We start from the raw sequence: 24,377 nt of genomic DNA on the forward strand, positions 1-24,377 counted from the left end.
GGAGACCGGACAAGGAGTGACTCCTGTGAACGTGGACCTCGGCGGGCGAACCGCGCTGGTGACAGGCTCCTCCCAGGGCATCGGAGCGGCGATCGCGGTGGGCCTGGCCCGGGCCGGCGCCCGCGTCGGCGTCAACGGACGGGACGCCGAACGCCTCGAAAGGAGTGTCGAGAAACTGCGGGCCGAGGTGCCGGACGGCCTGTTCGTGCCCGTCGCCGCCGACCTGGGCACCGAGGAGGGCGCCGCCCGCGCCGTGGCCGCCCTGCCCGACGCCGACATCCTCGTCAACAACCTCGGCATCTTCGGCCCCACCCCCGCCCTCGACATCACCGACGACGAGTGGCGCCGCTACTTCGAGATCAACGTCCTGTCGGCGGTCCGGCTGATCCGCTCGTACCTCCCCCGGATGATCGACCAGGGGTGGGGCCGGGTGCTGAACATCGCGAGCGACTCCGCCGTCGTCATCCCCGCCGAGATGATCCATTACGGCATGTCGAAGACCGCGCTGCTCGCGGTGAGCCGCGGGTTCGCGAAGGAGGCGGCGGGCAGCGGCGTCACCGTGAACTCGGTCATCGCGGGCCCCACCCACACCGAGGGCGTCGAGGACTTCGTCTACCGGCTGGTCGACCGCGACCTGCCCTGGGACGAGGCCCAGCGCGCCTTCATGCGGGACCACCGCCCGCAGTCACTGCTCCAACGCCTGATCGAACCCGAGGAGATCGCGAACCTCGTCGTGTACCTGAGCTCCCCGCTCGCGTCCGCCACGACGGGCGCGGCCGTGCGGGTCGACGGGGGATACGTGGACTCGATCCTGCCCTAGCCGCTCACCAGCCCGTCCACAACAGGTGGTTGACGAGCAGCGCGACCACGGCCTGCGCCGCGAGCCAGCCGCGGGGGCGGGGCAGGAAGGCGCAGGCGGCCAGCAGCCAGAGGGCGAACGGCAGCCAGATCCGCTCCGTCTCCGCCTTGCTCATCCCCGACAGATCGGCGACGAGGAGAGCGAGGAGAGCGGCGAGGAGGAGGACGGCGAGACGGGGCTCGGGCGAGCTCAGGAAGCCGTCCCGCCCGCGCTGCCGCCGCAGCACCCCACCCGCGCGCACCAGCCCCGCCACCGTCGCCAGTCCCACGACCAGCACCGTGCACGCCGGATTGGCCCACACCCAGTACCAGTACGGCCGAACACCCCCCGCCCCTTGGTTGTAGCGCTCCACCAGCAGGTGGTACGCCTCCCAGTAGTTGAACCCGGCGAGGGTGAACGCCAACGGCACGACGATCACCCCGGCCACCAAGGGCAGCACCACCGCCCGCCGATTCCGCCCCAGGACGAGCACGCCCACCCCGATGATCCCGATCAGCGTCAGCCCGTACGACAGGTAACAGGTGAGCCCGTAGAGCAGTCCCGCCCCGAACGCCGCCGCCCGCGGCCGTCGCCCCGTCACCGCGAGGGCGAACAGGGCCACCGCCCAGGCGGCGACCGCCGTGAAGTACCCGTCGGCCGACGTCCCCATCCACACCGCGCCCGGCGCCAGCACCAGAAACGGCGCCGCCCGCCGCGCGAGCCGCTCCGCGGCCAGTGCCCGGACCGTCACCAGCACGGCCATCACCGTGGTGGCCCCCACGGTGATGCACCAGACGCCCGCCCAGGCACCGCCGCCCAGCCCGATCCGGTCGAGCAGGACGAAGGTGAGGGTGGCGCCGGGCGGGTGACCGGCGACGTGCGCGGGCCAGTGGTCGGGGCCCTGGATCACGATGTACTGGGTGAAGTTCCGCAGGGCCGCCGGAATGTCGTGGAACCGGTCGATGACCTGGAGGTACTCGTACCGCGTGGTCAGCCGGGCGGCGACGCCCCGGTGCCAGCCGTCGATGAGCGCCAGGGACCACGTCCAGGCCATCGCGGCGCCACAGGCCACGGCGAGCAGCGCCCGCCACGGCAGCCGGGCGGCGAGCCCGGGCCCGTACGCCACCACCGCCACCGCCACCACCACGGCGGCCGGGGTGCCGGGGCCCACGTGCGGGCCCCAGGAGGCGAACAGGGGAGGCCAGTTGAGGAACAGCGTGCCGTCGGTGTCCTGGATGTGGCGGCCGACCAGCACCGCCGCCACGAACAACAGCACGGCGGCCAGCGCGGCGGCCAGGTCACGGAGATGAGAGGAGCGGATCACACGCAGGACGCTAGGCCGCCCCCGGCCCGGCCAGGGCGTCCGGCGCCCCGATGTCAGCGTTTCGTCATGGGTTGCGCGGCCCCTTTCGCGCCGGTCCCGGCCTACCGTCAGGACATGCGAGACCAACGGCTTCCCTCCTCGCCCGGCTTCTGGCGCAGCCCCCTGCGCGGCCCCCGGTTCACCGCCGTGCTCGGAGTCGTGCTGCTGGTGGGCATCACGGTGCTGTTCGTGACCGGACTGCTGTCGTACGCCGCCTACAACCCGAACCTGTCGCCGGTGAACGACAAGACTCCGGACAAGGGGATCCTCGGTTTCTACCTGTTTTCCTGGCCGACGAGCCCGCACTGGCTGTACCGGCTCAACCAGGGCGTCCACGTCACCCTCGGGATCACGCTCATCCCCGTCCTGCTGGCCAAGCTGTGGTCGGTCATGCCGAGGCTGTTCACGCTGCCCCCGGCCCGCTCCCTGGCGCACGCGCTGGAGCGGATCTCGCTGCTCCTGCTGGTCGGGGGCGCCCTGTTCCAGTTCACGACCGGTGTGCTCAACGTCCAGCTGGACTACGTCTTCCCGGGCTCCTTCTACACGCTGCACTTCTACGGCGCCTGGGTCTTCTTCGCCGCGTTCGTCGCGCACGTCGCCCTGAAGCTGCCGACGGCCCTGCGCAATCTGCGCCGACTCCGCGGAGAAGAGGGCGACCTGGTCCCGCCGCGCCCCGCCGAGCCCACCGTCTCGCGCAGGGGTGCGTTCGGGCTGGTCGGAGGCGCCTCCCTGCTGCTGTTCGCCACGTCCGCGGGCCGCAACTTCGACGGGCCGCTGCGCCGGACCGCCCTGCTGACCCCGCACGGGGGACCGGAACCGGGCAGCGGTCCCGGCGGCTTCCAGATCAACAAGACGGCCGCCTACGCCGGGATCGACACCCGGGAGACGGCCGGTGACGTCTGGCAGCTGGTCGTCACCGGCCGTACCGGCGTCGTCCGGCTCGGCCGGGAGGAACTGCTGCGGCTGCCGCTGCACAGTGCCGCGCTGCCGATCGCCTGCGTGGAGGGCTGGTCGACGTCCGACCAGTGGTGGCGCGGCGTCCGGCTGCGGGACCTCGCCGCCCTCGTCGGGTACGACGACCCGGCCGACGTCCTGGTGGAGTCCCTGCAACGGCGCGGCGCCTTCCGCCGGGCCGCGCTGCGCGCCAACCAGGTGGCCGACCCGCGCTCCCTGCTCGCCCTGGACGTCAACGGCGAGCCGCTGACCCTCGACCACGGCTACCCGGCGAGGATCATCGTGCCTGCCGCGCCGGGCGTGCTGAACACCAAGTGGGTGGCACGGATGACGTTCGGAGACCTCTGATGCGCCCCATCCTCACCCGGCCGCGCCTCGTCGTCGGCAGCCCGTTCCAGCTGCTGCTGCTCGGCTGTTCGTTCGCGCTCGCCGGGTACGCGGGCGTACGGCTGCTCGCGGGTGACTGGTTCCAGGTCGTGCTCTGGTTCGTGGGCGCGGCCGTGCTGCACGACCTGGTGCTGGTCCCGCTGTACACGGCGGCCGACCGGGCGCTGACGGGCGCGCTGGGCGCGGTGCGGCGGCGGGAGTGGACCGGGTACGTCCGGGTCCCGGCCGCCCTGTCCGGGCTGCTGCTGCTCGTGTGGTTCCCGCTGATCAGCGGCCGGGTCGACGAGCGCTACCGGCTGGCCACCGGGCTGTCGGCGGACGGTTTCCTCACCCGCTGGCTGCTGATCACGGCCGTCCTGTTCGGCGGCTCGGCGCTGCTGCTGGCGCTGCGGGTGCGCAGGGCGACGAAGCAGCGGCCGCCGGCCGACCACTGACCGTCCACGGCAAGGCCCAGCACGCGCGCGTGCCGCAGCAGCGCCGGCGTGCCGAGGCGGGCCCACGGGAAGGGGGCGCCCGCCGTGCCCCGCCCGTCGGTGACATGGACCTGGACGCGTTCGTCGACGTCCGCGGGGACCGTCTCGGCGATCACCAGACCGCCGGGCGCGAGAACCCGGGCCAGCCGGTCGAGCAGGGCGTGCGGGTCGCCGCCGATGCCGAGGTTGCCGTCGATCAGCAGGGCGGTGCCCCACCGGCGCTCACCGGGCAGCGGCTGGAAGACCGAGCGACGCAGGGCCTGGCCGCCGAGGCGCGCGGTGTGCGCGACGGCGGCCTCGCTGACATCGATGCCGAGCGCCGTACGGCCCCGGGCGGCGAGTTCCGCGACCAGCCGGCCGGGGCCGCAGCCCACGTCGAGCACGGCGCCCTCGCAGCGGTCCAGCACGGTGAGGTCGGCCTCGTCCGGGCGGGCGCACCACCGCTCCACGTCCAGCGGGAGGAGCCAGCCGTCGCTGCGGCGCAGGAAGAGCGGGCCGCGGCCGGTGCGCAGGGCGTGCACATAGGGGTCGTCGGCGGTCCAGGGGAGCAGGCGCCGGGTCTCGTAGGGGGCGCTCATCGGTGGGTGGCCGCCCGCACCCGGGCCAGCTCCGCCGCGAACCGGCCCCGCGGCGCCAGCCCGGCCACCGCGTAGGCGTCGGCGGCCGTGTCGACGTCCCGCAGCCGGGGCAGATCCCGCACGCGGAGCCCGGCGGCGATCAGCCGGTCGCGCTGGACGGCCCCGGTGACCGGCGTCGACATCGGGACTCCCCGCAGCAACTGGGGGGCGGGCTCGGCGAGCCCCAGCGCCCAGAAGCCCCCGTCCTCGGCCGGACCGAGGTACGCGTCGCACCCGGCGAAGTCCACGGTGAGCAGCTCCGGCGTCACCTGCGGCGTGTCCATCCCGATCAGCAGCGCAGGTCCCGCACACCCGGCGAAGGCCGCGGCCAGCCGTTCGTCCAGCCCGCCCGCACACTGCGGTACGACGTCGAAGCCCGGCGGCAGCCAGGGTCCCGGACGGCCGTCCAGCACCAGGACCCGGCGGCGCGCCGGGGTCGCGGCCACCGTGCGCAGGGTGTCCGCCAGGGCCGCCTCGGCCAGCGCGGCCGCCTCGCCGGGCGTGAACGGCGGCGTCAGCCGCGTCTTGACGCGCCCCGGGCGCGGCTCCTTGGCGATGACGAGCAGCGTGGTCACCGGCGGCTCCCTTCGAGGGCGGCGGGCGGTTCGGCCAGAACGCGGCGCATGTCCCGTACCGCCTGCCAGGTGCCGCGCCAAGTGCCGGTGACCTTGGACGCGCCGGCGCGGGGCAGATACGGCACGTCGTGCTCGGCGACGCGCCAGCCCGCGTCGGCGGCGCGCACGACCATCTGGAGCGGATAGCCACTGCGCCGGTCGGTGAGCCTCAGGCCGAGCAGCGCCGCACGCCGGGCGGCCCGCAGCGGACCCAGGTCGTGCAGCCGCAGCCCCGTGCGCCGGCGCAGCAGCAGCGCCAGCGCGGCGTTGCCCACGCGCGCGTGGGCGGGCCAGGTGCCCCGGCTCCGCGGCCGGCGCCTGCCCAGCACCAGGTCGGACTCACCGGCCCGCACCTCACGCACGAACGGGACGAGGAGGGACGGGTCGAGCGAGGCGTCGCAGTCGCAGAAGCACACGATGTCGGCGGTCGCGGCGGTCAGGCCCGCGTGACACGCGGCGCCGAATCCGCGGCGCGGCTCGTGGACGACGGTCGCCCCGAGTGCGCGGGCGAGGTCCGCCGAGCCGTCGGTGGAGCCGTTGTCCACGACGAGGGCACGCCATCCGGCCGGGATGCGGTCCAGCACCCACGGCAGGGCCTCGGCCTCGTTGAGGCACGGCAGGACCACGTCGACGGGCGGCGGTGGGGGAGGGGTTGTCACGGCTTTCACCCTACGAATGGAAAGCGGGCATATCGGACTTTGGCTGCTTACGAAACACGGACGTCGGAGGGCGGGCGCAGCCCTCGCCTCACCCCTCGCGCAGCCCGGCCCGCGCGAACTCCCGCATCCCGTCCTCGAACCCGACCTCGGGCTTCCAGCCCAGCTCGGACCGCAGCCGCGAGGAGTCGGCGGTGATGTGGCGGACGTCCCCCAGCCGGTACTCCCCGGTCACCACGGGCTCCGGCCCGCCGTACGCCTCGGCCAGCGTCCGCGCCATCTCGCCGACCGTGTGCGGCTCACCGCTGCCGGTGTTGTACGCCGTGAGCGCGCCCGGCGCCGAAGTCGCCTCCAGGGCCGCCACGTTGGCCGCTGCCACATCGCGTACGTGCACGAAGTCCCGCCTCTGGCGTCCGTCCTCGAAGACGCGCGGGGCCTCGCCCCGGGCGAGCGCCGAGCGGAAGAAGGAGGCCACCCCGGCGTACGGGGTGTCGCGGGGCATCCGGGGCCCGTACACGTTGTGGTAGCGCAGCGACACCGCCGACCCGCCCGTGGCCCGCGCCCAGGCCGCCGCCAGATGTTCCTGGGTGAGCTTCGTCGTCGCGTACACGTTGCGCGGATCGACCGGCGCGTCCTCGGTGACCGGACCGGGCGCCAGCTCGGCGCCGCACGCGGGGCAGACGGGTTCGAAGCGTCCCGCCGCCAGATCGGCCACGGCCCGGGGCCCGGGCCGCACCACGCCGTGCCCGGCGCAGCTGTACCGGCCCTCGCCGTAGACCACCATCGACCCGGCAAGCACCAGCCGCCGTACGCCGGTCTCGGCCATGGCGGTGAGCAGTACGGCCGTGCCGAGGTCGTTGACGCGGACGTAGTCCGGCGCGTCGGAGAAACCGGTCCCCAGACCGACCATCGCCGCTTGGTGGCAGACGGCGTCGACGCCGGACAGCGCACGGCGGACGGCGTCGGCGTCCCGCACGTCCGAACCGGCGTCCACGCGCACGTCGTACACGACGGGCTCGTGTCCGCCCGCCGTCAGCGCCTCGACCACATGGGACCCGATGAACCCGGCACCGCCGGTGACCAGTACTCGCATGCCCACACGCTAGGTCCGCGGACCGGCCCCGCCGCCGATCCGCGCCCGGCACGTCACAGGTCCGTAAGACACGCGAGGGGTCCGGCGGCACAGCCGCCGGACCCCTGCGGAACGGGCTCGCCTACGCGCCGCTCTCCCGGAGCATGTCCTCACGCTCGACGATCTTCACACGCTCGCGGCCCTGCGGCTCGCCCAGGGCCTTCTCGGCGGCGTCCAGCCGGTACCAGCCCTGCCACGTGGTGAAGCGGACGTTCCGCTCGGCGAGGAAGGCGTCGACGGCCTCGCGGTCCGGCGCCGAGGGGGTGTGCAGACGGCCGCCCGCGTAGTCGTCCAGCAGGTTGGACACCGTCTCGTTGGCGTCGCCCTTGGTGTGGCCGATGAGGCCGACCGGGCCACGCCGGATCCAGCCGGTGACGTACACCGACTGCAGGTGCGTACCGCCCTCCTCGATGACCCGGCCGCCCTCGTCCGGGACCGTGCCCGAGTCGATGTCCCAGGGCAGCTTGGGCAGTTTGTCGGAGAGGTAGCCGACCGCGCGGTAGACCGCGGTGACGTCCCAGTCGGTGAACCTGCCGGTGCCCCTGACGTTGCCGGTGCCGTCCAGCTCGGTGCGCTCGGTGCGCAGGCCGACGACCTTGCCGTCCTCGCCCAGGATCTCCGTCGGCGACTCGAAGAAGTGCAGGAACAGCTTGTGCGGGCGGTTGCCGACGTCGCGTATCGCCCAGTTCTCCAGCGTCTTGGCGACCATGTCGGCCTGCTTGTTGCCGCGCCGGGTCTCGATCGAGCCCTCGTCGTAGTCGATGTCCTCGGGGTCGACGACGACCTCGATGGTGGGGGAGTGGTCCAGCTCGCGCAGCTCCATCGGGCTGAACTTCGCCTGCGCCGGGCCGCGTCGGCCGAAGACGTGGATCTCCTTGGCCGGGTTGGTCTTCAGGCCGTCGTAGACGTTCGGCGGGATCTCCGTCGGCAGCAGTTCGTCCGCGGTCTTGGCGAGGATGCGCGCGATGTCGAGCGCGACGTTGCCGACGCCCAGGACGGCGACCTTCTCGGCCTGAAGCGGCCAGGTGCGCGGCACGTCCGGGTGGCCGTCGTACCAGGACACGAAGTCGGCGGCGCCGTACGAGCCGTCGAGGTCGATGCCCGGGATCGGCAGCGCGCGGTCGGCCGTCGCGCCGGTGGAGAAGATCACGGCGTCGTAGAACGAGCGCAGGTCGTCCAGGCTGATGTCGGTCGGGTAGTCGACGTTGCCGAAGAGCCGGATCTGCGGCTTGTCCAGGACCTGGTGAAGGGCCGTGATGATGCCCTTGATCCGGGGGTGGTCGGGGGCGACTCCGTAACGGATCAGCCCGAACGGCGCCGGCATCCGCTCGAAGAGGTCGATGGACACACCGGGTTCGGCGGCCACGTCGGACTTGAGCAGGGCGTCGGCGGCGTAGATACCGGCGGGGCCGGCCCCGACGATTGCTACCCGCAGGGGGCGGGGCATGATCAGGTTCCCTTCGAGCGATGACAAGCAACTCGACGGGAAGCCTAAGCTGAGGCAAGCCTAACTTGGTACACGGGTCCGGCCTATGACCCCATAAGGCCACCTTATGGGATCCATAAGGTGGCTCACGGGGCTTCCGGGCACGCCACCCGCCGCGGTGCTTTCCTTCTGCCTGTGGCCGTGAACGAATCCCGCGGCGGTATGCCGCCCCTCGATCTGCTGTCGACGTTCCTGGAGATCTACCGGTCGGGCTCGCTGTCCGCCGCCGCCCAGCGGCTCGGCGTGACCCAGCCCGCGGTCACCGGCCAACTCGCGCGGCTGGAGGAGCAGATCGGCGAGCGGCTGTTCGTCCGTACGCACAAAGGCGTCACGCCGACCCAGCGGGCGGCCGCGCTCGCCTCCCGCATCGGCGTCCATGTGGACGGCCTGCGCGAAGCCCTGCACCCGGCCGACACCGAGCCGCCCCTGCAGGGGACGGTGAGGGTCGGGGGAGCGGCCGAGGTGATGACCCTGCGGGTGCTGCCGGTGCTGGCCGAACTGGTCGGCCGGGGCGTGACCGTCCAGGTGGTCCTGGGGCTCGCCGACGACCTGCTGTCCCAGCTGGCCGACGGCCGGCTCGACCTCGTCGTCTCGGCGGTACGGCCGTCCCACCAGGCCGTGCTCGCGGTGCCGTTGGTGGACGAGGAGTTCGTCCTGGTCGCCCCGCCCGCGCTGGCCCACACCATCGACGCCGACCGGCTGCGGGCCGAACCGGTGGCCGCGCTCGCCCATCTGCCGCTGGTGGCGTACGCCGAGGAGTTGCCCATCGTGCGCCGCTACTGGCGCAGCGAGTTCGGCCGCCGCCCACCGAACCCGGTGGCCATGGTCGTCCCTGACCTGAGGGCCGTCCTGGCGGCGGTGGTCGCGGGCGCCGGGATCTCCGTCCTGCCCCGCTACATCGCCGCCCCGGCCCTCGCCGCCGAGGAGGTCGTACAGCTCCACCACCCCGAGGTGGCGCCGCTCAACACGCTGTATCTGGCGGTACGGCGGGGCGCCCCGGCCGGCCCCGCCGTGACCGTGCTCCGCGACCGCCTCCAGCAGGCCGCGCGCCGCTGGAGCACGCTCTGACCTTCACCCTCCCTGCCCGAGGCCATAAGCATTCTTATGGCCTGCTGCATGCGCTTCTCTGATCGCTGATGGACCCTGGAGCCATGACGAAGATTCTGATGGTCATCTCGGGTGCGGACAGCATGCAGCTGGCCGACGGTTCCAGCCACCCCACCGGCTACTGGGCGGAGGAGGTCGCCGCCTCCCACCAGGTGCTCACCGCCGCGGGCGCCCAGGTGTCGATCGCCACCCCGGGCGGCGTACGCCCCACCGTCGACGCCCTCAGCCTCGACGAGCGCGGCGGCGTGCCGGAGGCCGACGCCCAGCGGTTCCGCACCTACCTCGACGGCCTCGCCGACCAGCTGGCCGCACCGCTCGCCCTGTCCGACGTACGCCTCGACGACTACGACGCCCTCTACCTACCCGGCGGCCACGCCCCGATGGCCGACCTCACGCAGGACGCCGACCTCGGCCGGTTGCTCACCGAGGCCGACGCGGCAGGCAGGACGGTGGCGGCCCTGTGCCACGGGGTCGCCGGGCTGCTCAGCGCCGAGCGACAGGACGGCGGGTTCACCTTCGCCGCCCGCACGCTGACGTCGTTCAGCGACGAGGAGGAGCGCCAGGGCGGTCTGGGTGACAAGATGCCCTACTACCTGGAGAGCAGGCTGCGCGAGCGGGGCGCCGGGGTCGAGACCGGCCCCGCGTGGAGCACCACGGTCGTGGTGGACGGCAACCTGATCACCGGTCAGAACCCGCAGTCCAGCACGGCGACCGCCGAGGCCGTACTGAAGGCGCTGGGCCTGCGCTGAACCGGGCCTGTGCGTCGTCGTCGGCCGTCAGCCCGCGTCCGCGCGCGCCGACAGAGCGTGGCGCAGGCACTCGGTCAGGTCGGCGGCGATGCTCCCGTCGGGGTCCAGGCGGGGGTTGAAGATCGTGACGTCCAGGCCGACGGCTCGTTCGTCGGCCAGGGCCGTGCTCAGCACATCCTCCAGCTCCCGCCACGTCAGTCCACCGGGCTGGCGGTAGTCGACGGCCGGCATGATCGCGTCGTCCAGGACGTCGACGTCGAGGTGCACCCAGTAGCCGCCGGGCACGCGGGCCAGCCGCTCGACCGCCTGGCGTGCGGCCGTGCCGGCGCCGACGGCACGGACCCCGTGGAAGTCCACGGCGTACAGCTCGGGCGGCAGGGGCTGCATACCGAACTGGGCGGACTCCGCGGCGTCACGGTAGCCGAGTACGACCACGTCCTCGTCGCGCACCAGGGGTCCGCGGCCCGCGAGGTCGGTGAGCAACCGGGGGCCGCGGCCCGTGACCAGGGCGAGTTCCATCGAGGCGGCCTCGCCCGCCGGTTCCGCCTCCGGCTGGTAGAAGTCGGTGTGGCCGTCGAGGAACAGCAGGCCGTGCCGACCGCGCCGCTTCAGGGCGAGCAGGTTGCCGAGCAGGATGCTGCAGTCGCCGCCGAGCACGACGGGAAAGCGGCCGGAGTCGAGCACAGCGCCGACCGCGTCGGCGAGCCGCTGGGAGTACTCCGCGATGCCGGTGCTGTTGAGGACTCCGGTGCCGGGGTCCCGCCTCGGGTCGTAGGCGGGCGGTTCGACCCGGCCGACCCGCACCGCGCCCGGGACGTCCAGCAGACCGGCGGCGAACAGGGCCCCCGGGAGCTCCTCGACGCCGGACGGCTGCAGCCCCAGGACGGACGGCGCCTCGACGATCGCCAGTTCCCGCACGTCACAGTCCCTTCGCCGGTGGGCGTCCACCTGGCCATCGTCGCGCAGGAAAGGGGACGCCGCCCGGCATGCGCCGGTCAGTCGGCCGGGTCGCCGTCACGTCGGCAGTACAGGAACAGGTGCGGCTCGGGGGTCGCCTCGGGATGTGCGGGAGTGAAGACCGTGCGGTCCTGCCGGAGCACCGTGAGCCCGGCCCGGCTCGCCATCTCGGCGAACTCCTCGGCGCCGAAGCTGGTCACTCGTACGGGCTGCCCCATGAAGACGGCCTCGACGTCCTCCACGTCCAGCGGCACGGTGGCGAGCACCAGATGACCGCCGGGCCGCAGCGCCCGCGCCAGCCGCCGTACGAGCGCGGACTGCTCCTCGCGGGACATCTGGAGCAGGGAGAAGTACACGCAGACCGCGTCGAACGACCCGTCGGCGAGCGGCATTTCGCGGATGTCGGCGCACTGGAAGGCGGCGCCCGGCACCTGCTGGACGGCGAGGTCCACCATCACGGGCGAGACATCGACGCCGAGGACGTCGTGGCCCGCCTCGGCGAGCGTCCGCGCCGTGGGGCGCCCGGTCCCGCTGCCGACGTCCAGCACCCGGCTGCCGGGTTCCAGTTGCCCGAGCAACCACTCCAGCGACGCCCGGTGCGCCTCCGACCCCGCGAACGCCTTCTCGTACGCCGCCCCGATCGCGTCGAACGCGGTTGCGGCGGGCGGCCGGTGATCCCCGTCGGTCACGATGCTTCCCCTTCGTCACGGGTGTGCCGGGCATCGTTCCATTCACGGGCCGGGGCCACAACAGGGTTACGGCGGGCGGGGCTGTGGTGCGTGGCGGGGTGGGGCGTGGGGCTGGGCTGTGGTGCGCGGCCGGGCGGGGCGTGGGGCCGGGTGCGGGGCCGGGCGTGGCGTCCGGCGCCGGGGCGGTTGCGGTCGGGTGGGGCGTCACGGCAGGGTGCGGGCGTGACCACCTTGTTGATCGTGCATCACACGCCCTCGCCCAACTGCCAGGCCATGCTGGAAGCGGTGATCTCCGGTGCGACGACCCCGGAGATCGAGAACGTCCGGGTCGAGCGACGGGCGGCGCTGTCCGCCACGGCCTCCGACGTGCTGGCCGCCGACGGCTACCTGCTGGGCACCCCGGCGAACCTCGGCTACATGTCCGGCGCTCTCAAGCATTTCTTCGACCAGGTCTACTACCCGTGCCTGGACGAGACGCGCGGTCGGCCCTTCGCCTACTACGTGCACGGCGGCAACGACGTCACCGGCGCGGTGCGCGGCATCGAGTCGATCACCACCGGCCTGGGCTGGCGACGCACGGCCGAGGCGGTCACCGTGACCGGCGAGCCGGACCGGGCCGACATCGAGAGGTGCTGGGAGCTGGGGGCGACGGTCGCGGCCGGGCTCATGGAGCCGTAGGGGCGGAGCCGACGGCCCCCGCCCGGCCGCCGTGGTCGTCGCCAACCCCGACGGTGCCGATCACTCCGTCGCCCGGCTCGCCCCGGCCGCCGGTTGCACCGCCGGATAGCGCTCCGCCACCTGAACCATCAGCAGCAGGAGCAGGGCCGCCAGTGAGGCCAGCGAGGCGCACACCGCCGTGAGGCCGGCACTCCAGGGCGGGGCCACTGTGAGGTGCATCGCCTGCGAGAGCCCCGTCGAGTGGACCCGGCTCTCCAGAAGCCCGGCCCCCGCCAGCCCCGCCGGCAGCAGCATGCCCGTCACCAGGGCCGGGACGCTGGTCCGCAGCGCCAGCACCACGGCGAGCGTCAGGCACATCCCGGACATGCCGAGCGTGATCGCGAAGACGCTGAGCGGCGCGCCGTCCCGGCGCAGCGGGAAGTACGCCGCACCGCACACGACGAGGGCCGCGGCGGCGAGCCAACCCGGCCAGAAGACCGCCCTCCTGGGCTGCTCCGGGGGCCGCGCACGCCGTACGCGCAGGGGCCGCCTGGCGCGCGGACGTGCCACCTCGGGGTCCGGCGCGGACGCGGCCCGTGCGAAAGCTGTCTCCGAGGCGGCCACGGACGGCGGCAGCCCGGCCGCTTCCGTGCCGCGCTGTCGCTCCTGGGCCAGTCGGCCGATCAGTTCCACGAGTTCCTCTATGGGCCGCCCGGTGGCCGCCGCGCGCACCGCCTCCTGTCCGCAGTGCGGCTGCAGCGAGGTCTGGTGCAGCAGCGCCATCAGCCGGGACACGTCCTCCAGGCACCGCCGCTCGACCGCCGCGCGGATCGCTTCGTCCGCGCTGTCCGCCTCGCGCGGCGGCCGGGTCAACTCGACGACCAGACGGGCCACGTCCTCGACGGGACGGTCCACCGCGACCGCCCGCAGCACCGCGACGACGGTCTGGGCGTACTCGGGCGACTGCTCCATCAGCGTGATCAGCCGGACGATCTCCTCCAGCGGCCGATCGCTGACGGCGGCGTGGACGAGGTCACCGACCGGGTCCAGGAACGCCGGGTCCGGCGCCGCGGGGCGCTGGCGAGCCGGGTCGTCCAGCGGGCCCGCGGGGTCGGGGAGTGCCGACGTGCCGTCGCCGAGCGCGGTGCCGACGCCGAACGCCGTGTCGGCGGCCGGGGTGGTGCTGGTCGGTGGCTTGTCGGTGGGGGTGGTGGTGATCGGTGGCTCGCCGACAAGGGCGGTGTTGATCGGTGGCTCGCCGACAAGGGCGGTGTTGATCGGTGGCTCGCCCAGAGGGGTGGTGCTGGGGGGCGGTTCGCCGACGGGGGTGGTGCTGGGGGGCGGTTCGCCGACGGGGGTGGTGCTGGGGGGCGGTTCGCCGACGGGGGCGGTGCTGGGGGGCGGTTCGCCGACGAGGGCCGTGCCGGGTGACGGTTCGCCGAGGGGGGCGGTGCTGGGGGGCGCTTCGCCGACGAAGGCCGTACCGGACGGCGGCTCGCCCGCGGAGGCGGGGGCGGGCTCGCCGAAGAATATGTCGGACGGGTTCGACTGCTGTGGTGAAGAGCGCGTGGTCATCCTGAGCTCCAAGGGAGTCGTGCGGCCGCTCCTGCGCTGCCGAAGCGCGACACGCGATGTCCCTGACCATTACTGGGTCCCGCCCGACGCCTCGCCACCTGGGTGAAGCGACCGTGTGACAGGACCGGTGAAGGGGCCAAGCGCAGGGTCCACCGCTGACCCGGCCGCCGACATGTGGCCGAAACCACGCCATTGATGCCCTTCAGGCCATGTCCTTTCCGCAGGGTCGCGGGCTACCGTTTTTGCCCAGACCCTTCCCCTCGCACAGCGGCGCGGACGTTCTCACGCGCCCCGGACTCGGACGGCTCGGCAGTGCTCGCAGATCTCTCCCCGCTCATCGCGGCGACCGCCCAGTGGCTCACGCGCGCCTACCCGGCGTCCGGCGGTGCCCTGGCCTCCGCCCTGTGCGAGGTGCAGGCGCGGCAGGCCGTGACGGTCGCGGCGTGGCTGCGGTATCCGACGCAGATGGACGCCGCGCTGGTCGGGATGGCGGGGCCCGGAGGCTCCGACCGGCTCGACTGGATCACCGGCGCGGACCCGGGCGGTACAGCGGACCCCGAGGCGCACGCCTGGCGGACCTGGGTGGACGAGGTCGTGGCGAGCTGGGCCGCGTGCCTGCTCACCGACCCGGAGCTGGCCCGCCAAGCCGTGGCCGCGCTGGTCGGCGGTGGTCATACGGCGGGTACGCCGACGGAGTTCCGCCGCTTGGTCGCGCCCGACGCTCACGACCGGCAGGCGGCGGTGCTGCTGCGCCACCCCGACCTCCTGGCACCGGTCGCCGAGCTGCACCAGGACCGGCTGCTGGACCGGCTCGGGCCGGGGCAGGCGCTGATCGCCTGAGGCGGCGGCCGACGGGCGGAGGGCGTCCGCCGACCGGACAGCCTCGGCGCCTTACTCCGTTGCCGTCAGTTCACGACTCTTTCCCGCGACCCGTCAGCGCGTCCCGCACCCGGTCCACGAGCCCCGCGCCCGGCGCCAGCAGCTTGTTCAGCGGCGGCTTGTCCGGGGCCGAGGGGTGCGGACGGGTCGGCGCCATCGTCTTCGCCTGGCGGACCTTGTCGCCCAGTTCGTCCAGGGCCTGCGGCGAACACGCGGCGCGCAGCTTGGGGAAGAGGTTCTCCTCCTCGTCGGCCACGTGCGCGCGGATCTCGGTCATCAGCATGCCGATCAGGCGGTCGAACTCGGGATCGTCCGCGTCGCAGCTCTCCAGGTCCTTCATGATCTGCTCGGCCTTGGAGTGGTCGTCGATCTCCTTGTCGGCCAGCGCGTCGCCGTTCGGCACGTGCTCCCGTACTGCCGGGTAGAGGTAGGCCTCCTCGGCCACGGAGTGCCGGACCAGCTCCATCGTGACCTGGTCGGCGTGGAGCTTGCGGTTCTTCTCACCGGGCGGCAGGGCCTCGATGCGACCGAAGAGCTCCTCGACCTCACGGTGATCGGTCACCAGCTCGTCGATGACGTTTCCACCATGTCCCATGATCATTGCCTCCTGCGTGAGGACGGCGGCTCCGGATGAGAACCGCCACGGCGACCGAGTGCCCTGCTCCGGCGGACTGACACAGGAGGGGCCGCGCGTCACACGCGCCAGCTGTACCGCCGCTCGGGCCGTCCGGCCACGCCGTACCGCAGGGACACGTCGGCGTTGCCGGTGGTGTGGAAGTACTCCAGGTAGCGGCGGGCGCTGACGCGGGAGACGCCGGTCAGGGTGGCGCACTCGGTGGCGGAGAGGGTGCCGTCGGTGGTGCGCAGGGCGCGTTCGACCAGTTCGGCGGTCTCCACGCTCATGCCCTTGGGCAGTCCTCCGGCGGGCGTCGGCGCGGCTCCGGCCAGGACCCGGTCCACGTCCGCCTGGCCGCGGACGACGGTGGTGAGCAGGCGGCCGCGCTGGGCGGCGTACCGCTCCAGGCGGGCCCGCAGGTCCTCGAACTCGAACGGTTTGAGGAGGTAGTCGACCACGCCGTGGCGTACGGCGCCGCGCACCGTGTCGGCCTCGCGGGCGGCGCTGATCACCATGACGTCGCAGTCGTGGCCCGCGGTGCGCAGCCGGGGGATGACGTCCAGGCCGAAGATGTCCGGCAGATACAGGTCGAGCAGGACCAGGTCGGGGCGCAGCTCGTCGACGGCGTCGATGGCCTGCCGACCGCTGCTGGCGACGCCGACGACGCGGAACGGGCTGACCCGTTCGACGAAGGTGCGGTGCACCCTGGCCACCATGAAGTCGTCGTCGACCACGAGGACGTCGATCGCGTCCGGCGTCCCGGACGTTTCGTCTCTGCCGGTCATCGGTCCGCTCCTTCCGCCACCGCGTCGGTGAGGTGGCTGACGGTCATGCGTGCGGTGAACAGGGCGCCGTCGGGGGTGTTGCTCACCGAGATCTCACCGCCGTGACGTTCGCAGACGAGCCGGGTCAGCGCCAGGCCGATACCGCGCTCACCGTTCTGGGCGGCTTTGGTGGTGAAGCCGTGCGAGAACACCTCCCGGGCCAGCTCGGGCGCCACACCGGGCCCGGAGTCCCGCACGGCGATCTCGACACTGGCCGCGTCCTGCCGCAACTCGACCTCGACCCAAGCCCCACGGCTCCCATCCCGCCGACCACCACCCGGGCCCCCATCACGACCGCCGGTCCGACCACCACGCCGCTCCTGGTCCGGGCCGCTGGGCCGACCGCCACGCCGGGGCGTGCCACGGCCGCCGGGTCGGCCATCGTGCCGGGTCTCGCCCGGGGTGCCGGGTTGGCTGTCGTGCCGGGTCTCGCCCGGGGTGCCGGGTTGGCTGTCGTGCCGGGTCTCGCCCGGGGTGCCGGGTTGGCTGTCGTGCCGGGTCTCGCCCGGGGTGCCGGGTTGGCTGTCGTGCCGGGTCTCGCCTGGCCCGCCGGTGTGGGTGTTCCGTCGTTCCTCGTCCGGACCACCGGGTTGGTCGTCGCGCTGGTCGTCGTCGTGCTCGCCGGGTTGACTGTCACGTCGGTCGTCTTCGCGCCCGCCGGGCTGGCTGTCGTGCCGGTTCCCGCCCGGCCCGTCGGTGGGGCCGTTCCGCCGGTCCCCGTCCGGAGCGCTGCGTCGACCGTCGCGCCGGTCCTCGCCACCCCCGCCGCGCAGGCTGCCGCGCCAAGACCCACCCCGGCCCTCTGGCCGGACATCACCCCCCACCGCCGCCGCATCCACCGCGTTGTCCACCAGGTTGCCCACCACGGTCGCCACGTCCGCCGCGTCCTCCGGTGTCAGCCGGTCCAGGGCCGTGTTGTCCGAGATGCGCAGGTGGACCTTGCGTTCGGCGGCCTGGGAGGACTTCGCCATGAGGAGGGCCGCCACGGTGGTGTCACGGACGCGGCGGCTCAGGGTGATGTCCAGGGACTGGCGGCGCTGGTTCAGGGCGCGGATGTAACGCACCACCTCCTCCTGTTCGCCGATCTGGATCAGCCCGGAGATGGTGTGCAGCTGGTTGGCGAACTCGTGCGCCTGGGCGCGCAGCAGCTCGGAGGAGCTGCGGAAGGAGCCGATCTCCCGCTCCAGCCGCGCCAGTTCCGTACGGTCCCGCAGGGTGGTGACCGAGCCGAGCAGCCGCCCGTCCTTGCGTACCGTCATCCGGTTCATGACCAGGACCCGGCCGTGCCGGATGACGACCTCGTCCCGCTTGTCGGCCGCGCCGTCCCGGTCCCCCGCCAGCACATCCCGCAGCCGCCCCTCGACCCCGAGGTCGGCCAGGCTCCGCCCCACGCAGTCCTCGGGCAGGTCGAGCAGCCGCCGCCCCATCTCGTTCACCAGCGTGAGCCGGTGCTGCGGGTCGAGAGCGACCACGCCCTCGGCGATCCCGTACAGCATCGCCTCCCGGTGCTCGGCCAGCCCGGCGATCTCCCGGGGCTCCAGGCCGAGCGTCTGCCGCTTGACCCGCCGGGCCAGCAGCAGCGAGCCCGCCAGCCCCAGCCCGCTCGCGATGCCGAGATAGGCGAGGAGATACGAGGAGGCGCCGCTCAGCCGCTGCCACACGGTGGGGGAGGCCTCGCCGATCATCACCGTACCCAGGTGCCGCCCGAGGTTCTCCCGTGTCGCCCCCAGCACCGGCACCTGGGCCACCCGCTCGCGCCCGCCGTCCAGCGTCAGCTCGCCCGACCAGCCGCGCCCCTCGACTGCGCCGTCCCCGAGCGGCAGCGCCTCGCCGATCGCCGTCGGGTCCGTCGAACTGACGATCTGCCCGTCCGCGTCCGCGACCGTCACCGAGGTCACCCCGGACTGCGACTGCGTGGCGTTCACCAGCGGCGCCAGCGCCTCCCGCGGCAGCGGCAGCACCAGCTGGCCGCGCACCAGCGGGTTCGCCGCCAGCTGCTCGGCCAGCGCGCTCACCCGGCGGCCCTCCACCCGGTCGAAGGTCGCCTCCGACTGCGCCAGCGAGACCGCGGCGACCGCCACCAGCACGACCACCACGATGGCGAGCTGGAGCACCAGCATCTCGCCGGCGAGGGTCTGACGACGGAAGGTGGCGACCACGGCGGACTCGATCTCTCGACAGGGAGGCTTCAGGGGCGGGGTCGCCCCATCATGGCCTCCACCTGCGCTGCAGGAAAGAGATCGGCCGACCGGTAGCCCCTGGGCGGCGTTGACACAAAGACCAAAACCTTCGTTGGTTCCGCAAGCGGGACAGCCCGTTGACGCGGAGGCAACATGTGGCCCACCTCACCCTCCCCCACAGGGCTTTCCCCAACCGCATCGACCAACCGACAGGTGGTGGCACTCGTGCGCCTGCGCACACCCCTCGCCCTGCTCGGGGCCGCCGTGCTGGTCCTCCTCGGACCGCCGCTGCTGACCACCGGCAGCGGCACCGAGACCGGCACCCAGATCCCCGGCCTGCGCTTCATGGTTCCCAACACGCCCGGCGGCGGATACGACATCACCGCGCGGACGGCCGCCAAGAACGCCGAGGACGCCGGACTCACCCCCAACATCGAGGTGTTCAACCTGCCCGGCGCCGGCGGCACCGTCGGCCTCACCCGTCTGGTCAGCGAGCACGGCAACGGCAAGCTCGCGATGTCGATGGGGCTCGGCGTCGTCGGCGCCGTCCGCTCCAACGACGCGCCCAAGACCCTCGCCGACACCACCCCGATCGCCCGCCTCACCGAGGAACAGGACGTCGTGGTGGTCGCCAAGGACTCCCCGTACCGGACGATCGACGACCTCATCGACGCCTGGAAGGCCGACCCCGGCAAGCTCCCGGTCGGCGGCGGCTCCTCACCCGGCGGACCCGACCACCTCGCGCCGATGCTGATGGCGCAGGCCGCCGGGATCTCACCGAAGCAGGTCAACTACATCCCGTTCGACGGCGGCGGCGAACTCCTCGCCTCCATCCTCGGCAACAAGGTCGCCTTCGGCGTCTCCGGCGTCGGCGAGTACCTCGACCAGATCAAGGCGGGCGAGCTGCGCCTCCTCGCGGTCACCGGCCCCGAGCGGGTCGACGGCCTGGACGCGCCCACCCTGCAGGAGGCGGGCTACGACGTGAACTTCACCAACTGGCGCGGCATCGTCGCCCCGCCCGGCCTGACCGACGCCGAGCGCGACAAACTCGTCCGCCTCATCGAGGAACTCCACGACTCGCCCGAGTGGCAGGCGTCCCTGAAGCAGAACGGCTGGGACGACGCCTTCCTGTCCGGCGAGGAGTTCGGGGACTTCCTGCACGCCGAGGACCAGCGGGTGGTCTCGGTACTGAAGGAGCTGGGACTGTGATGACTCGGACCACCGACCTCTCTCCGGCGCCCGCCCCGGCCCGCCGCTCCTGGCTGCGTGACCACTCCGAAATCGGCGTCAGCGTCCTGCTGCTCGCCCTCGGCGTGCTGGTCCTCACCGACGCGCTCACCATGGACGTCGACATCACCCAGCGCGGCCCCGTCGGCCCGAAGACCGTGCCCGTCGTCGTCGGCGCCGGGCTGCTGCTCATCGCCGCCCTGCTCGCCGTCGACGTGCTGCGCGGCGGCCGCGGCCAGGCCGAGACCGGCGAGGACATCGACCTGTCCGAACCCGCCGACTGGCGTACGGTCCTGCTGCTCGCCGGTGTGTTCCTGGGCGCCGCCGTCCTGATCGAACCGCTCGGCTTCCCCATCGCGGGCGCCCTCCTCTTCTGGGGCGCCGCGTTCGCCCTCGGCAGCCGCCGCATCGACCGCGACCCGCTCATCGCGGCCGTGCTGTCCCTCGTCACCTACGCCGTGTTCAACAACCTGCTCGGAGTGCCGCTGCCCGGCGGCCCCCTGATGGGAGCGCTGTGAGATGAACGCCCTCAACTCCCTGATGGACGGCTTCGGCACCGCGCTGACTCCGATCAATCTGCTCTGGGCCGCCATCGGCGTCCTGCTCGGCACCGCGATCGGCGTCCTGCCCGGCATCGGCCCCGCCATGGCGGTCGCGCTGCTGCTGCCGGTGACGTACGGACTCGACCCCATCGGCGCGTTCATCATGTTCGCGGGCATCTACTACGGCGCCATGTTCGGCGGCTCGACGACCTCGATCCTGCTCAACACCCCCGGCGAGAGCGCCGCCGTGGTCGCCGCGATGGAAGGCAACCCGATGGCCAAGTCGGGGCGCGGCGCACAGGCGCTGGCGGCCGCCGCCATCGGCCACTTCGCCGGCGGCATGGTCGGCACGATCCTGCTGGTCGCGCTCGCCCCGACGGTCGCCCGACTCGCCGTCGACATCGGCGCGCCCGACTACCTCGCCATCATGGTGCTCGCCTTCATCGCGGTGACGTCCGTCCTCGGCTCGTCCCGCATCCGAGGGCTCGCGTCCCTGTTCATCGGGCTGACGCTGGGCCTGGTCGGCCTGGACCAGATGACCGGACAGCAAAGACTCACCTTCGGCTCCCTCCAGCTCGCCGACGGCATCGACGTCGTGATCGTCGCGGTCGGCCTGTTCGCGATCGGCGAGGCCCTGTGGGTCGCCGCCCATCTGCGCCGCCGGCCGGCCGAGCCGATCCCGGTGGGCCGCCCGTGGCTGGGCCGCGGCGACGTGCGGCGCACCTGGAAGTCCTGGCTGCGCGGCCCGTTCATCGGCTTCCCCTTCGGCGCGATCCCGGCGGGCGGCGCCGAGATCCCCACCTTCCTCTCCTACGTCACCGAAAAACGCCTTTCGAAGCACAAGGACGAGTGGGGCAAGGGCGCCATCGAGGGCGTCGCCGGACCCGAGTCCGCCGCGTCGGCCTCGGCGGCGGGCACGCTGGTGTCGATGCTGACGCTGGGCCTGCCGACCACGGCGGTCGCCGCGGTCATGCTGGCCGCCTTCCAGCAGTACGGCATCCAGCCCGGCCCGCTGCTCTTCGAACGCGAGCCCGAGCTGGTGTGGGGGCTGATCGCCTCGCTGTTCGTCGGCATGGTGCTGCTGCTCGCCCTCAACCTGCCGCTCGCGCCGCTGTGGGCGAAGCTGCTGCGCATTCCGCGGCCGTACCTGTACGCGGGGATCCTCTTCTTCGCGGCGGTCGGCGCGTACGCGGTCGGCGGCGAGGTGATCGACCTGGTGATCCTGCTGATCATCGGGCTGATCGGCTTCGGTATGCGCCGCTACGGGCTGCCCGTGCTGCCCGCCGTCATCGGCGTCATCCTCGGCCCCAACGCCGAGCAGCAGCTCCGCCGCGCCCTGCAGATCAGCGACGGCAGCGTCACCGGCCTGGTCAACACGCCGTTCGCGGTGACCGTGTACGCGGTGATCGTCGTGCTGCTGGCGTGGCCCCTGCTGAAGCGGCTCGTACGCCGCGACCGCACCGCGGCGTCGTAGAAGACGCACTCCCGGGGGCCGGGCCGCCATACGACCCGGTCCCCGGGAGCACGCGCTCACGACGTGCCGTCCATTCTCCGCCGGTCCTGCTCGTCCCAGGCGCGGGTGTCCCGCGGCTCGGTGTACGGCTCGGCCTCCGGGGGATGGCCGCCGATGATGGCTCGCTGACGAGCGGTTTCGGCGTCGAACTCCAGGCCGAGCAGGATGGCCAGGTTGGTCACCCACAGCCAGATGAGGAAGACGATGACGCCGGCCATCGTGCCGTACGTCTTGTTGTACGAGGCGAAGTTGGCGACGTAGAAAGCGAAGCCCGCGGACGCGATCATCCAGATCACCAGCGCCAGGAAGCTGCCCGGGGTGATCCACCGCCACCCCCCGACCCTGGCGTTCGGGCTGGCCCAGTACAGGAGCGCGATCATGAGTGTGACCAGGAGCACCAGCACCGGCCACTTGGCGAGCGACCACACCGTCAGCACGGTGTCGCCCAGGCCCAGGAACTCCCCGGCCCGGCGGGCCAGACCGCCGGTGAAGACCACGATCACCGCACTGATCGTGGCCAGCACCATCAGGACGACGGTCAGCCCGAGGCGCACCGGCAGGATCTTCCACATCGGCCGGCCCTCGGGGATGTCGTACACGGCGTTCGAGGCGCGGATGAACGCCGCCACATAGCCCGACGCCGACCACACGGCCAGCACCAGGCCGACGATGGCCATGATCGAGCCGATCCCGGCGTTGTTCTGCAGTTGCTGCACGGCCTGGGTGATGATGTCCCGGCCGGCGCCGGGGGCGAACTGCTGGAGTTCGTCCAGCAGCCGGTCCGTGACGGACCTGCCGGTGACGCCCAGCAGCGACACCAGCACCAGCAGTGCCGGGAACAGCGACAGCACCGTGAAGTACGTCAGGGCCGCCGCCCGGTCGGCCAGCTCGTCGTCCTTGAACTCGCGGAGGCTCCCCTTCAGCACCGCGCCCCACGACTGCATCGGCAGCTGCGTCGGCGAGTCGGGCGCCGCCCGTTCCACCTCAGGCCGGGGCCCGGCCTCCTCCGGCGCCGGATTCGCTCCGTCGCGCTGATGTTTCCGCCCTGGGAGATGCAGCTTCGCCATGGCCACCGAGTAACCCGTGCGCGCCGTCCCAAGGGTGCTGGGTCACGGTGTTGTGGGGGAACGCGGCGGTGCCGTGGCTCTGGTCCGAACCACGACACCTGACGAAGCCGATTCCGCGGCATCGGTTTCGTCTGCCCTCCACGTACCCCTCCTCGTGCGCGGCTGAATCGCCTTTGTCGGCACTTCGGACATCGCCGTGTGGGCGTGGGCGGACGCGGACGGCTCAGCGTTCCGGGACGGCCCTGGCGCGAATGGACTGGGCGACCTCGCGCAGCTTGACGTTGTGCGTCTGGGAGATGCGCCGCAGTACGTCGAAGGCCTCCTCTTCGCTCAGGTGGTGCCGCTCGCGCAGGATGCCCATGGCCTCGCCGATGGCGTGCCGGGTGTCCAGGGCGTGTTCGAGCTGGTCGACCGTGCGGGCGCTGGCCAGGGCCACGGCGGCGTGCGAGGCGAGCAGCCAGCCGGCCGTCTCCATCTCCGGCGTGAAGGCGCCGGGCCGGGTGGAGTAGAGGTTCAGCGCGCCGAAGTCGTCGTCCCGGGTGTAGAGCAGGAAGCCCATCATGCTGCCCACGCCCAGGTCCCGGGCGGCGGGCGCGAAGCGCGGCCACTGCGGCTGCGGCTTGGTCATGTCGGTGATCCGGAACAGCCGCTCGCCGTTGGTGCGACGGGCGGCGTCGAAACACGGGCCCTCGCCCAGCTCGCCCTGCAACCGGTCGGACGCCTCGACCAGGTCCCCGCACGAGGCCAGTGTCACCGCGCGGCCCTTGCGCAGGGCCAGGACACCGGCCGCGTCGCACCCGTCGAGCAGCTCGACACCTCGCTCGGCGATCGCGTCGAGCGTCTCCTGCGTCGAGCCCTGCGCCAGCAGATGCCGGGCGAGTTCGGCCATATGTTCGGCAAACGCACGCCAGTCCATCTGTGTCCACCGTCCCGCTCGTCGTACCTTCGCGTCGGACGCCCGAAGGCCGAACGCCGGGACCCGCCCGTCCGACCCGGCTGCTCACAACGTCGACCGGTCACCGGCTCGGCTGCCCTGTCCGCAGCCTACCGCTCGCCGCCGACCCACGTCCGCACAGCGGACCACGCCCCCACCGGCCTGCCGAGCCGCCCTGCCCACTCGCCGACGACGTGCCGCCCTGCCGACCCGCGAGGGCTGACGTGGCCGACCGCCACCGGACCATCACCGACGCGCCGAGGGCTGCCGGGCCAGCCGCCAAGCGCCGCCCCGCCCTGCAGACCTTGGTGACGGCGTGCCGCTCTGTCGAGGTGTCGACG

The 24,377-nt window shown here is 73.0% G+C and carries 23 protein-coding genes; 9 read left to right on the top strand and 14 right to left on the bottom strand.

All coding sequences use genetic code 11. The features are described from left to right. Positions 1–25: 25 nt before the first annotated feature. A complete protein-coding gene (locus KWI83_RS03175) occupies positions 26–820 on the top strand; it encodes an SDR family NAD(P)-dependent oxidoreductase (RefSeq protein ID WP_218512653.1) in 795 nt (264 codons plus the stop codon). 4 nt (positions 821–824) lie between these two features. On the opposite strand, the gene KWI83_RS03180 is transcribed toward KWI83_RS03175, so the two are convergent. Next, the gene (locus KWI83_RS03180) at positions 825–2,159 is read right to left on the bottom strand and encodes a hypothetical protein (RefSeq protein ID WP_374106270.1); all 1,335 of its coding nucleotides are present in this window, start codon (positions 2,157–2,159) and stop codon (positions 825–827) included. Between the two features lie 117 nt (positions 2,160–2,276). On the opposite strand from KWI83_RS03180, the gene KWI83_RS03185 reads away from it, so the two are divergent. Further along, entirely contained in the window at positions 2,277–3,503 is a 1,227-nt protein-coding gene (locus KWI83_RS03185; RefSeq protein WP_218512655.1) for a molybdopterin-dependent oxidoreductase, read from the top strand. 328 nt (positions 3,504–3,831) lie between these two features. Here the strand turns inward: KWI83_RS03185 and KWI83_RS03190 are convergent, their stop codons facing one another. The 5 genes from KWI83_RS03190 to KWI83_RS03210 form a co-directional block, all read right to left on the bottom strand. Further along, a complete protein-coding gene (locus KWI83_RS03190) occupies positions 3,832–4,593 on the bottom strand; it encodes a bifunctional 2-polyprenyl-6-hydroxyphenol methylase/3-demethylubiquinol 3-O-methyltransferase UbiG (protein WP_218512656.1) in 762 nt (253 codons plus the stop codon). Continuing rightward, positions 4,590–5,207, bottom strand: coding sequence for a DUF2064 domain-containing protein (locus KWI83_RS03195; protein ID WP_218512657.1), 618 nt, complete (start codon positions 5,205–5,207; stop codon positions 4,590–4,592). Before KWI83_RS03195 ends, KWI83_RS03190 begins: the two co-directional genes overlap by 4 nt. Next, on the bottom strand, positions 5,204–5,914 hold the full coding sequence (locus tag KWI83_RS03200) for a glycosyltransferase family 2 protein (protein WP_218512658.1): 711 nt from the start codon (positions 5,912–5,914) through the stop codon (positions 5,204–5,206). The genes KWI83_RS03195 and KWI83_RS03200 overlap by 4 nt, the downstream gene beginning before the upstream one ends. Positions 5,915–5,993: 79 nt before the next feature. Beyond that, a complete protein-coding gene (locus KWI83_RS03205; protein WP_218512659.1) occupies positions 5,994–6,995 on the bottom strand; it encodes an NAD(P)-dependent oxidoreductase in 1,002 nt (333 codons plus the stop codon). A gap of 121 nt (positions 6,996–7,116) precedes the next feature. After that, positions 7,117–8,481 (bottom strand): FAD-dependent oxidoreductase, encoded by a 1,365-nt coding sequence (locus KWI83_RS03210; protein ID WP_218512660.1) that lies wholly within the window; start codon positions 8,479–8,481, stop codon positions 7,117–7,119. Positions 8,482–8,655: 174 nt separating this feature from the next. On the opposite strand from KWI83_RS03210, the gene KWI83_RS03215 reads away from it, so the two are divergent. Continuing rightward, on the top strand, positions 8,656–9,588 hold the full coding sequence (locus KWI83_RS03215; protein ID WP_308121971.1) for a LysR family transcriptional regulator: 933 nt from the start codon (positions 8,656–8,658) through the stop codon (positions 9,586–9,588). An 83-nt stretch (positions 9,589–9,671) separates the two neighbouring features. Further along, complete coding sequence (locus KWI83_RS03220) at positions 9,672–10,376, top strand: type 1 glutamine amidotransferase domain-containing protein (protein WP_218512661.1); 705 nt, start codon at positions 9,672–9,674, stop codon at positions 10,374–10,376. A 27-nt stretch (positions 10,377–10,403) separates the two neighbouring features. Here the strand turns inward: KWI83_RS03220 and KWI83_RS03225 are convergent, their stop codons facing one another. Both KWI83_RS03225 and KWI83_RS03230 read right to left on the bottom strand, forming a co-directional pair. Continuing rightward, on the bottom strand, positions 10,404–11,294 hold the full coding sequence (locus KWI83_RS03225) for an arginase family protein (RefSeq protein WP_218512662.1): 891 nt from the start codon (positions 11,292–11,294) through the stop codon (positions 10,404–10,406). Between the two features lie 77 nt (positions 11,295–11,371). Further along, positions 11,372–12,022, bottom strand: coding sequence for a bifunctional 2-polyprenyl-6-hydroxyphenol methylase/3-demethylubiquinol 3-O-methyltransferase UbiG (locus KWI83_RS03230; RefSeq protein ID WP_218512663.1), 651 nt, complete (start codon positions 12,020–12,022; stop codon positions 11,372–11,374). Positions 12,023–12,244: 222 nt separating this feature from the next. On the opposite strand from KWI83_RS03230, the gene KWI83_RS03235 reads away from it, so the two are divergent. Continuing rightward, on the top strand, positions 12,245–12,700 hold the full coding sequence (locus tag KWI83_RS03235) for an NAD(P)H-dependent oxidoreductase (RefSeq protein WP_218512664.1): 456 nt from the start codon (positions 12,245–12,247) through the stop codon (positions 12,698–12,700). A gap of 60 nt (positions 12,701–12,760) precedes the next feature. Here the strand turns inward: KWI83_RS03235 and KWI83_RS03240 are convergent, their stop codons facing one another. Next, positions 12,761–14,254, bottom strand: a complete 1,494-nt coding sequence (locus KWI83_RS03240) for a hypothetical protein (RefSeq protein WP_256361621.1) — start codon at positions 14,252–14,254, stop codon at positions 12,761–12,763. A 312-nt stretch (positions 14,255–14,566) separates the two neighbouring features. Here KWI83_RS03240 and KWI83_RS03245 point away from each other — a divergent pair, with 312 nt between their 5' ends. After that, complete coding sequence (locus tag KWI83_RS03245; RefSeq protein ID WP_218512665.1) at positions 14,567–15,094, top strand: hypothetical protein; 528 nt, start codon at positions 14,567–14,569, stop codon at positions 15,092–15,094. 70 nt (positions 15,095–15,164) lie between these two features. On the opposite strand, the gene KWI83_RS03250 is transcribed toward KWI83_RS03245, so the two are convergent. The 3 genes from KWI83_RS03250 to KWI83_RS38080 form a co-directional block, all read right to left on the bottom strand. Next, positions 15,165–15,728 carry a hemerythrin domain-containing protein gene (locus KWI83_RS03250; RefSeq protein WP_218512666.1) on the bottom strand — a complete coding sequence of 188 codons (564 nt, stop codon included), beginning with the start codon at positions 15,726–15,728 and terminating at the stop codon, positions 15,165–15,167. Positions 15,729–15,826: 98 nt separating this feature from the next. Beyond that, entirely contained in the window at positions 15,827–16,534 is a 708-nt protein-coding gene (locus KWI83_RS03255; RefSeq protein ID WP_218512667.1) for a response regulator, read from the bottom strand. Then, positions 16,531–18,732: an ATP-binding protein gene (locus KWI83_RS38080; RefSeq protein ID WP_308121972.1), complete on the bottom strand. Its 2,202-nt coding sequence runs from the start codon at positions 18,730–18,732 to the stop codon at positions 16,531–16,533. The genes KWI83_RS03255 and KWI83_RS38080 overlap by 4 nt, the downstream gene beginning before the upstream one ends. A 246-nt stretch (positions 18,733–18,978) precedes the next feature. Between KWI83_RS38080 and KWI83_RS03270 the strand changes: the two genes are divergently transcribed. The 3 genes from KWI83_RS03270 to KWI83_RS03280 are packed head-to-tail and all read left to right on the top strand — an operon-like array spanning position 18,979 to position 21,996. Beyond that, the gene (locus KWI83_RS03270; protein ID WP_308121976.1) at positions 18,979–19,962 is read left to right on the top strand and encodes a tripartite tricarboxylate transporter substrate binding protein; all 984 of its coding nucleotides are present in this window, start codon (positions 18,979–18,981) and stop codon (positions 19,960–19,962) included. Next, entirely contained in the window at positions 19,962–20,498 is a 537-nt protein-coding gene (locus KWI83_RS03275) for a tripartite tricarboxylate transporter TctB family protein (RefSeq protein WP_218512669.1), read from the top strand. The genes KWI83_RS03270 and KWI83_RS03275 overlap by 1 nt, the downstream gene beginning before the upstream one ends. 1 nt (position 20,499) lies before the next feature. Continuing rightward, on the top strand, positions 20,500–21,996 hold the full coding sequence (locus tag KWI83_RS03280; protein WP_218512670.1) for a tripartite tricarboxylate transporter permease: 1,497 nt from the start codon (positions 20,500–20,502) through the stop codon (positions 21,994–21,996). Between the two features lie 56 nt (positions 21,997–22,052). On the opposite strand, the gene KWI83_RS03285 is transcribed toward KWI83_RS03280, so the two are convergent. Beyond that, positions 22,053–23,102: a YihY/virulence factor BrkB family protein gene (locus KWI83_RS03285; RefSeq protein WP_218512671.1), complete on the bottom strand. Its 1,050-nt coding sequence runs from the start codon at positions 23,100–23,102 to the stop codon at positions 22,053–22,055. Positions 23,103–23,325: 223 nt separating this feature from the next. Continuing rightward, positions 23,326–24,018, bottom strand: a complete 693-nt coding sequence (locus KWI83_RS03290) for a GAF and ANTAR domain-containing protein (protein WP_218512672.1) — start codon at positions 24,016–24,018, stop codon at positions 23,326–23,328. Between the last annotated feature and the right edge of the window lie 359 nt (positions 24,019–24,377).

The sequence above is a fragment of the Streptomyces sp. TRM70350 genome (assembly GCF_019219825.1).
In the GTDB taxonomy this organism is placed as follows: domain Bacteria; phylum Actinomycetota; class Actinomycetes; order Streptomycetales; family Streptomycetaceae; genus Streptomyces.

Coding starts and splice junctions, on each gene's coding strand:
- KWI83_RS03205 (WP_218512659.1), bottom strand. CDS start 6,995: ATGCGAGTACTGGTCACCGGCGGTGCCGGGTTCATCGGGTCCCATGTG.
- KWI83_RS03190 (WP_218512656.1), bottom strand. CDS start 4,593: ATGAGCGCCCCCTACGAGACCCGGCGCCTGCTCCCCTGGACCGCCGAC.
- KWI83_RS03290 (WP_218512672.1), bottom strand. CDS start 24,018: ATGGACTGGCGTGCGTTTGCCGAACATATGGCCGAACTCGCCCGGCAT.
- KWI83_RS03250 (WP_218512666.1), bottom strand. CDS start 15,728: ATGGGACATGGTGGAAACGTCATCGACGAGCTGGTGACCGATCACCGT.
- KWI83_RS03240 (WP_256361621.1), bottom strand. CDS start 14,254: ATGACCACGCGCTCTTCACCACAGCAGTCGAACCCGTCCGACATATTC.
- KWI83_RS03275 (WP_218512669.1), top strand. CDS start 19,962: ATGACTCGGACCACCGACCTCTCTCCGGCGCCCGCCCCGGCCCGCCGC.
- KWI83_RS03185 (WP_218512655.1), top strand. CDS start 2,277: ATGCGAGACCAACGGCTTCCCTCCTCGCCCGGCTTCTGGCGCAGCCCC.
- KWI83_RS03220 (WP_218512661.1), top strand. CDS start 9,672: ATGACGAAGATTCTGATGGTCATCTCGGGTGCGGACAGCATGCAGCTG.
- KWI83_RS03210 (WP_218512660.1), bottom strand. CDS start 8,481: ATGCCCCGCCCCCTGCGGGTAGCAATCGTCGGGGCCGGCCCCGCCGGT.
- KWI83_RS03285 (WP_218512671.1), bottom strand. CDS start 23,102: ATGGCGAAGCTGCATCTCCCAGGGCGGAAACATCAGCGCGACGGAGCG.
- KWI83_RS03280 (WP_218512670.1), top strand. CDS start 20,500: ATGAACGCCCTCAACTCCCTGATGGACGGCTTCGGCACCGCGCTGACT.
- KWI83_RS03255 (WP_218512667.1), bottom strand. CDS start 16,534: ATGACCGGCAGAGACGAAACGTCCGGGACGCCGGACGCGATCGACGTC.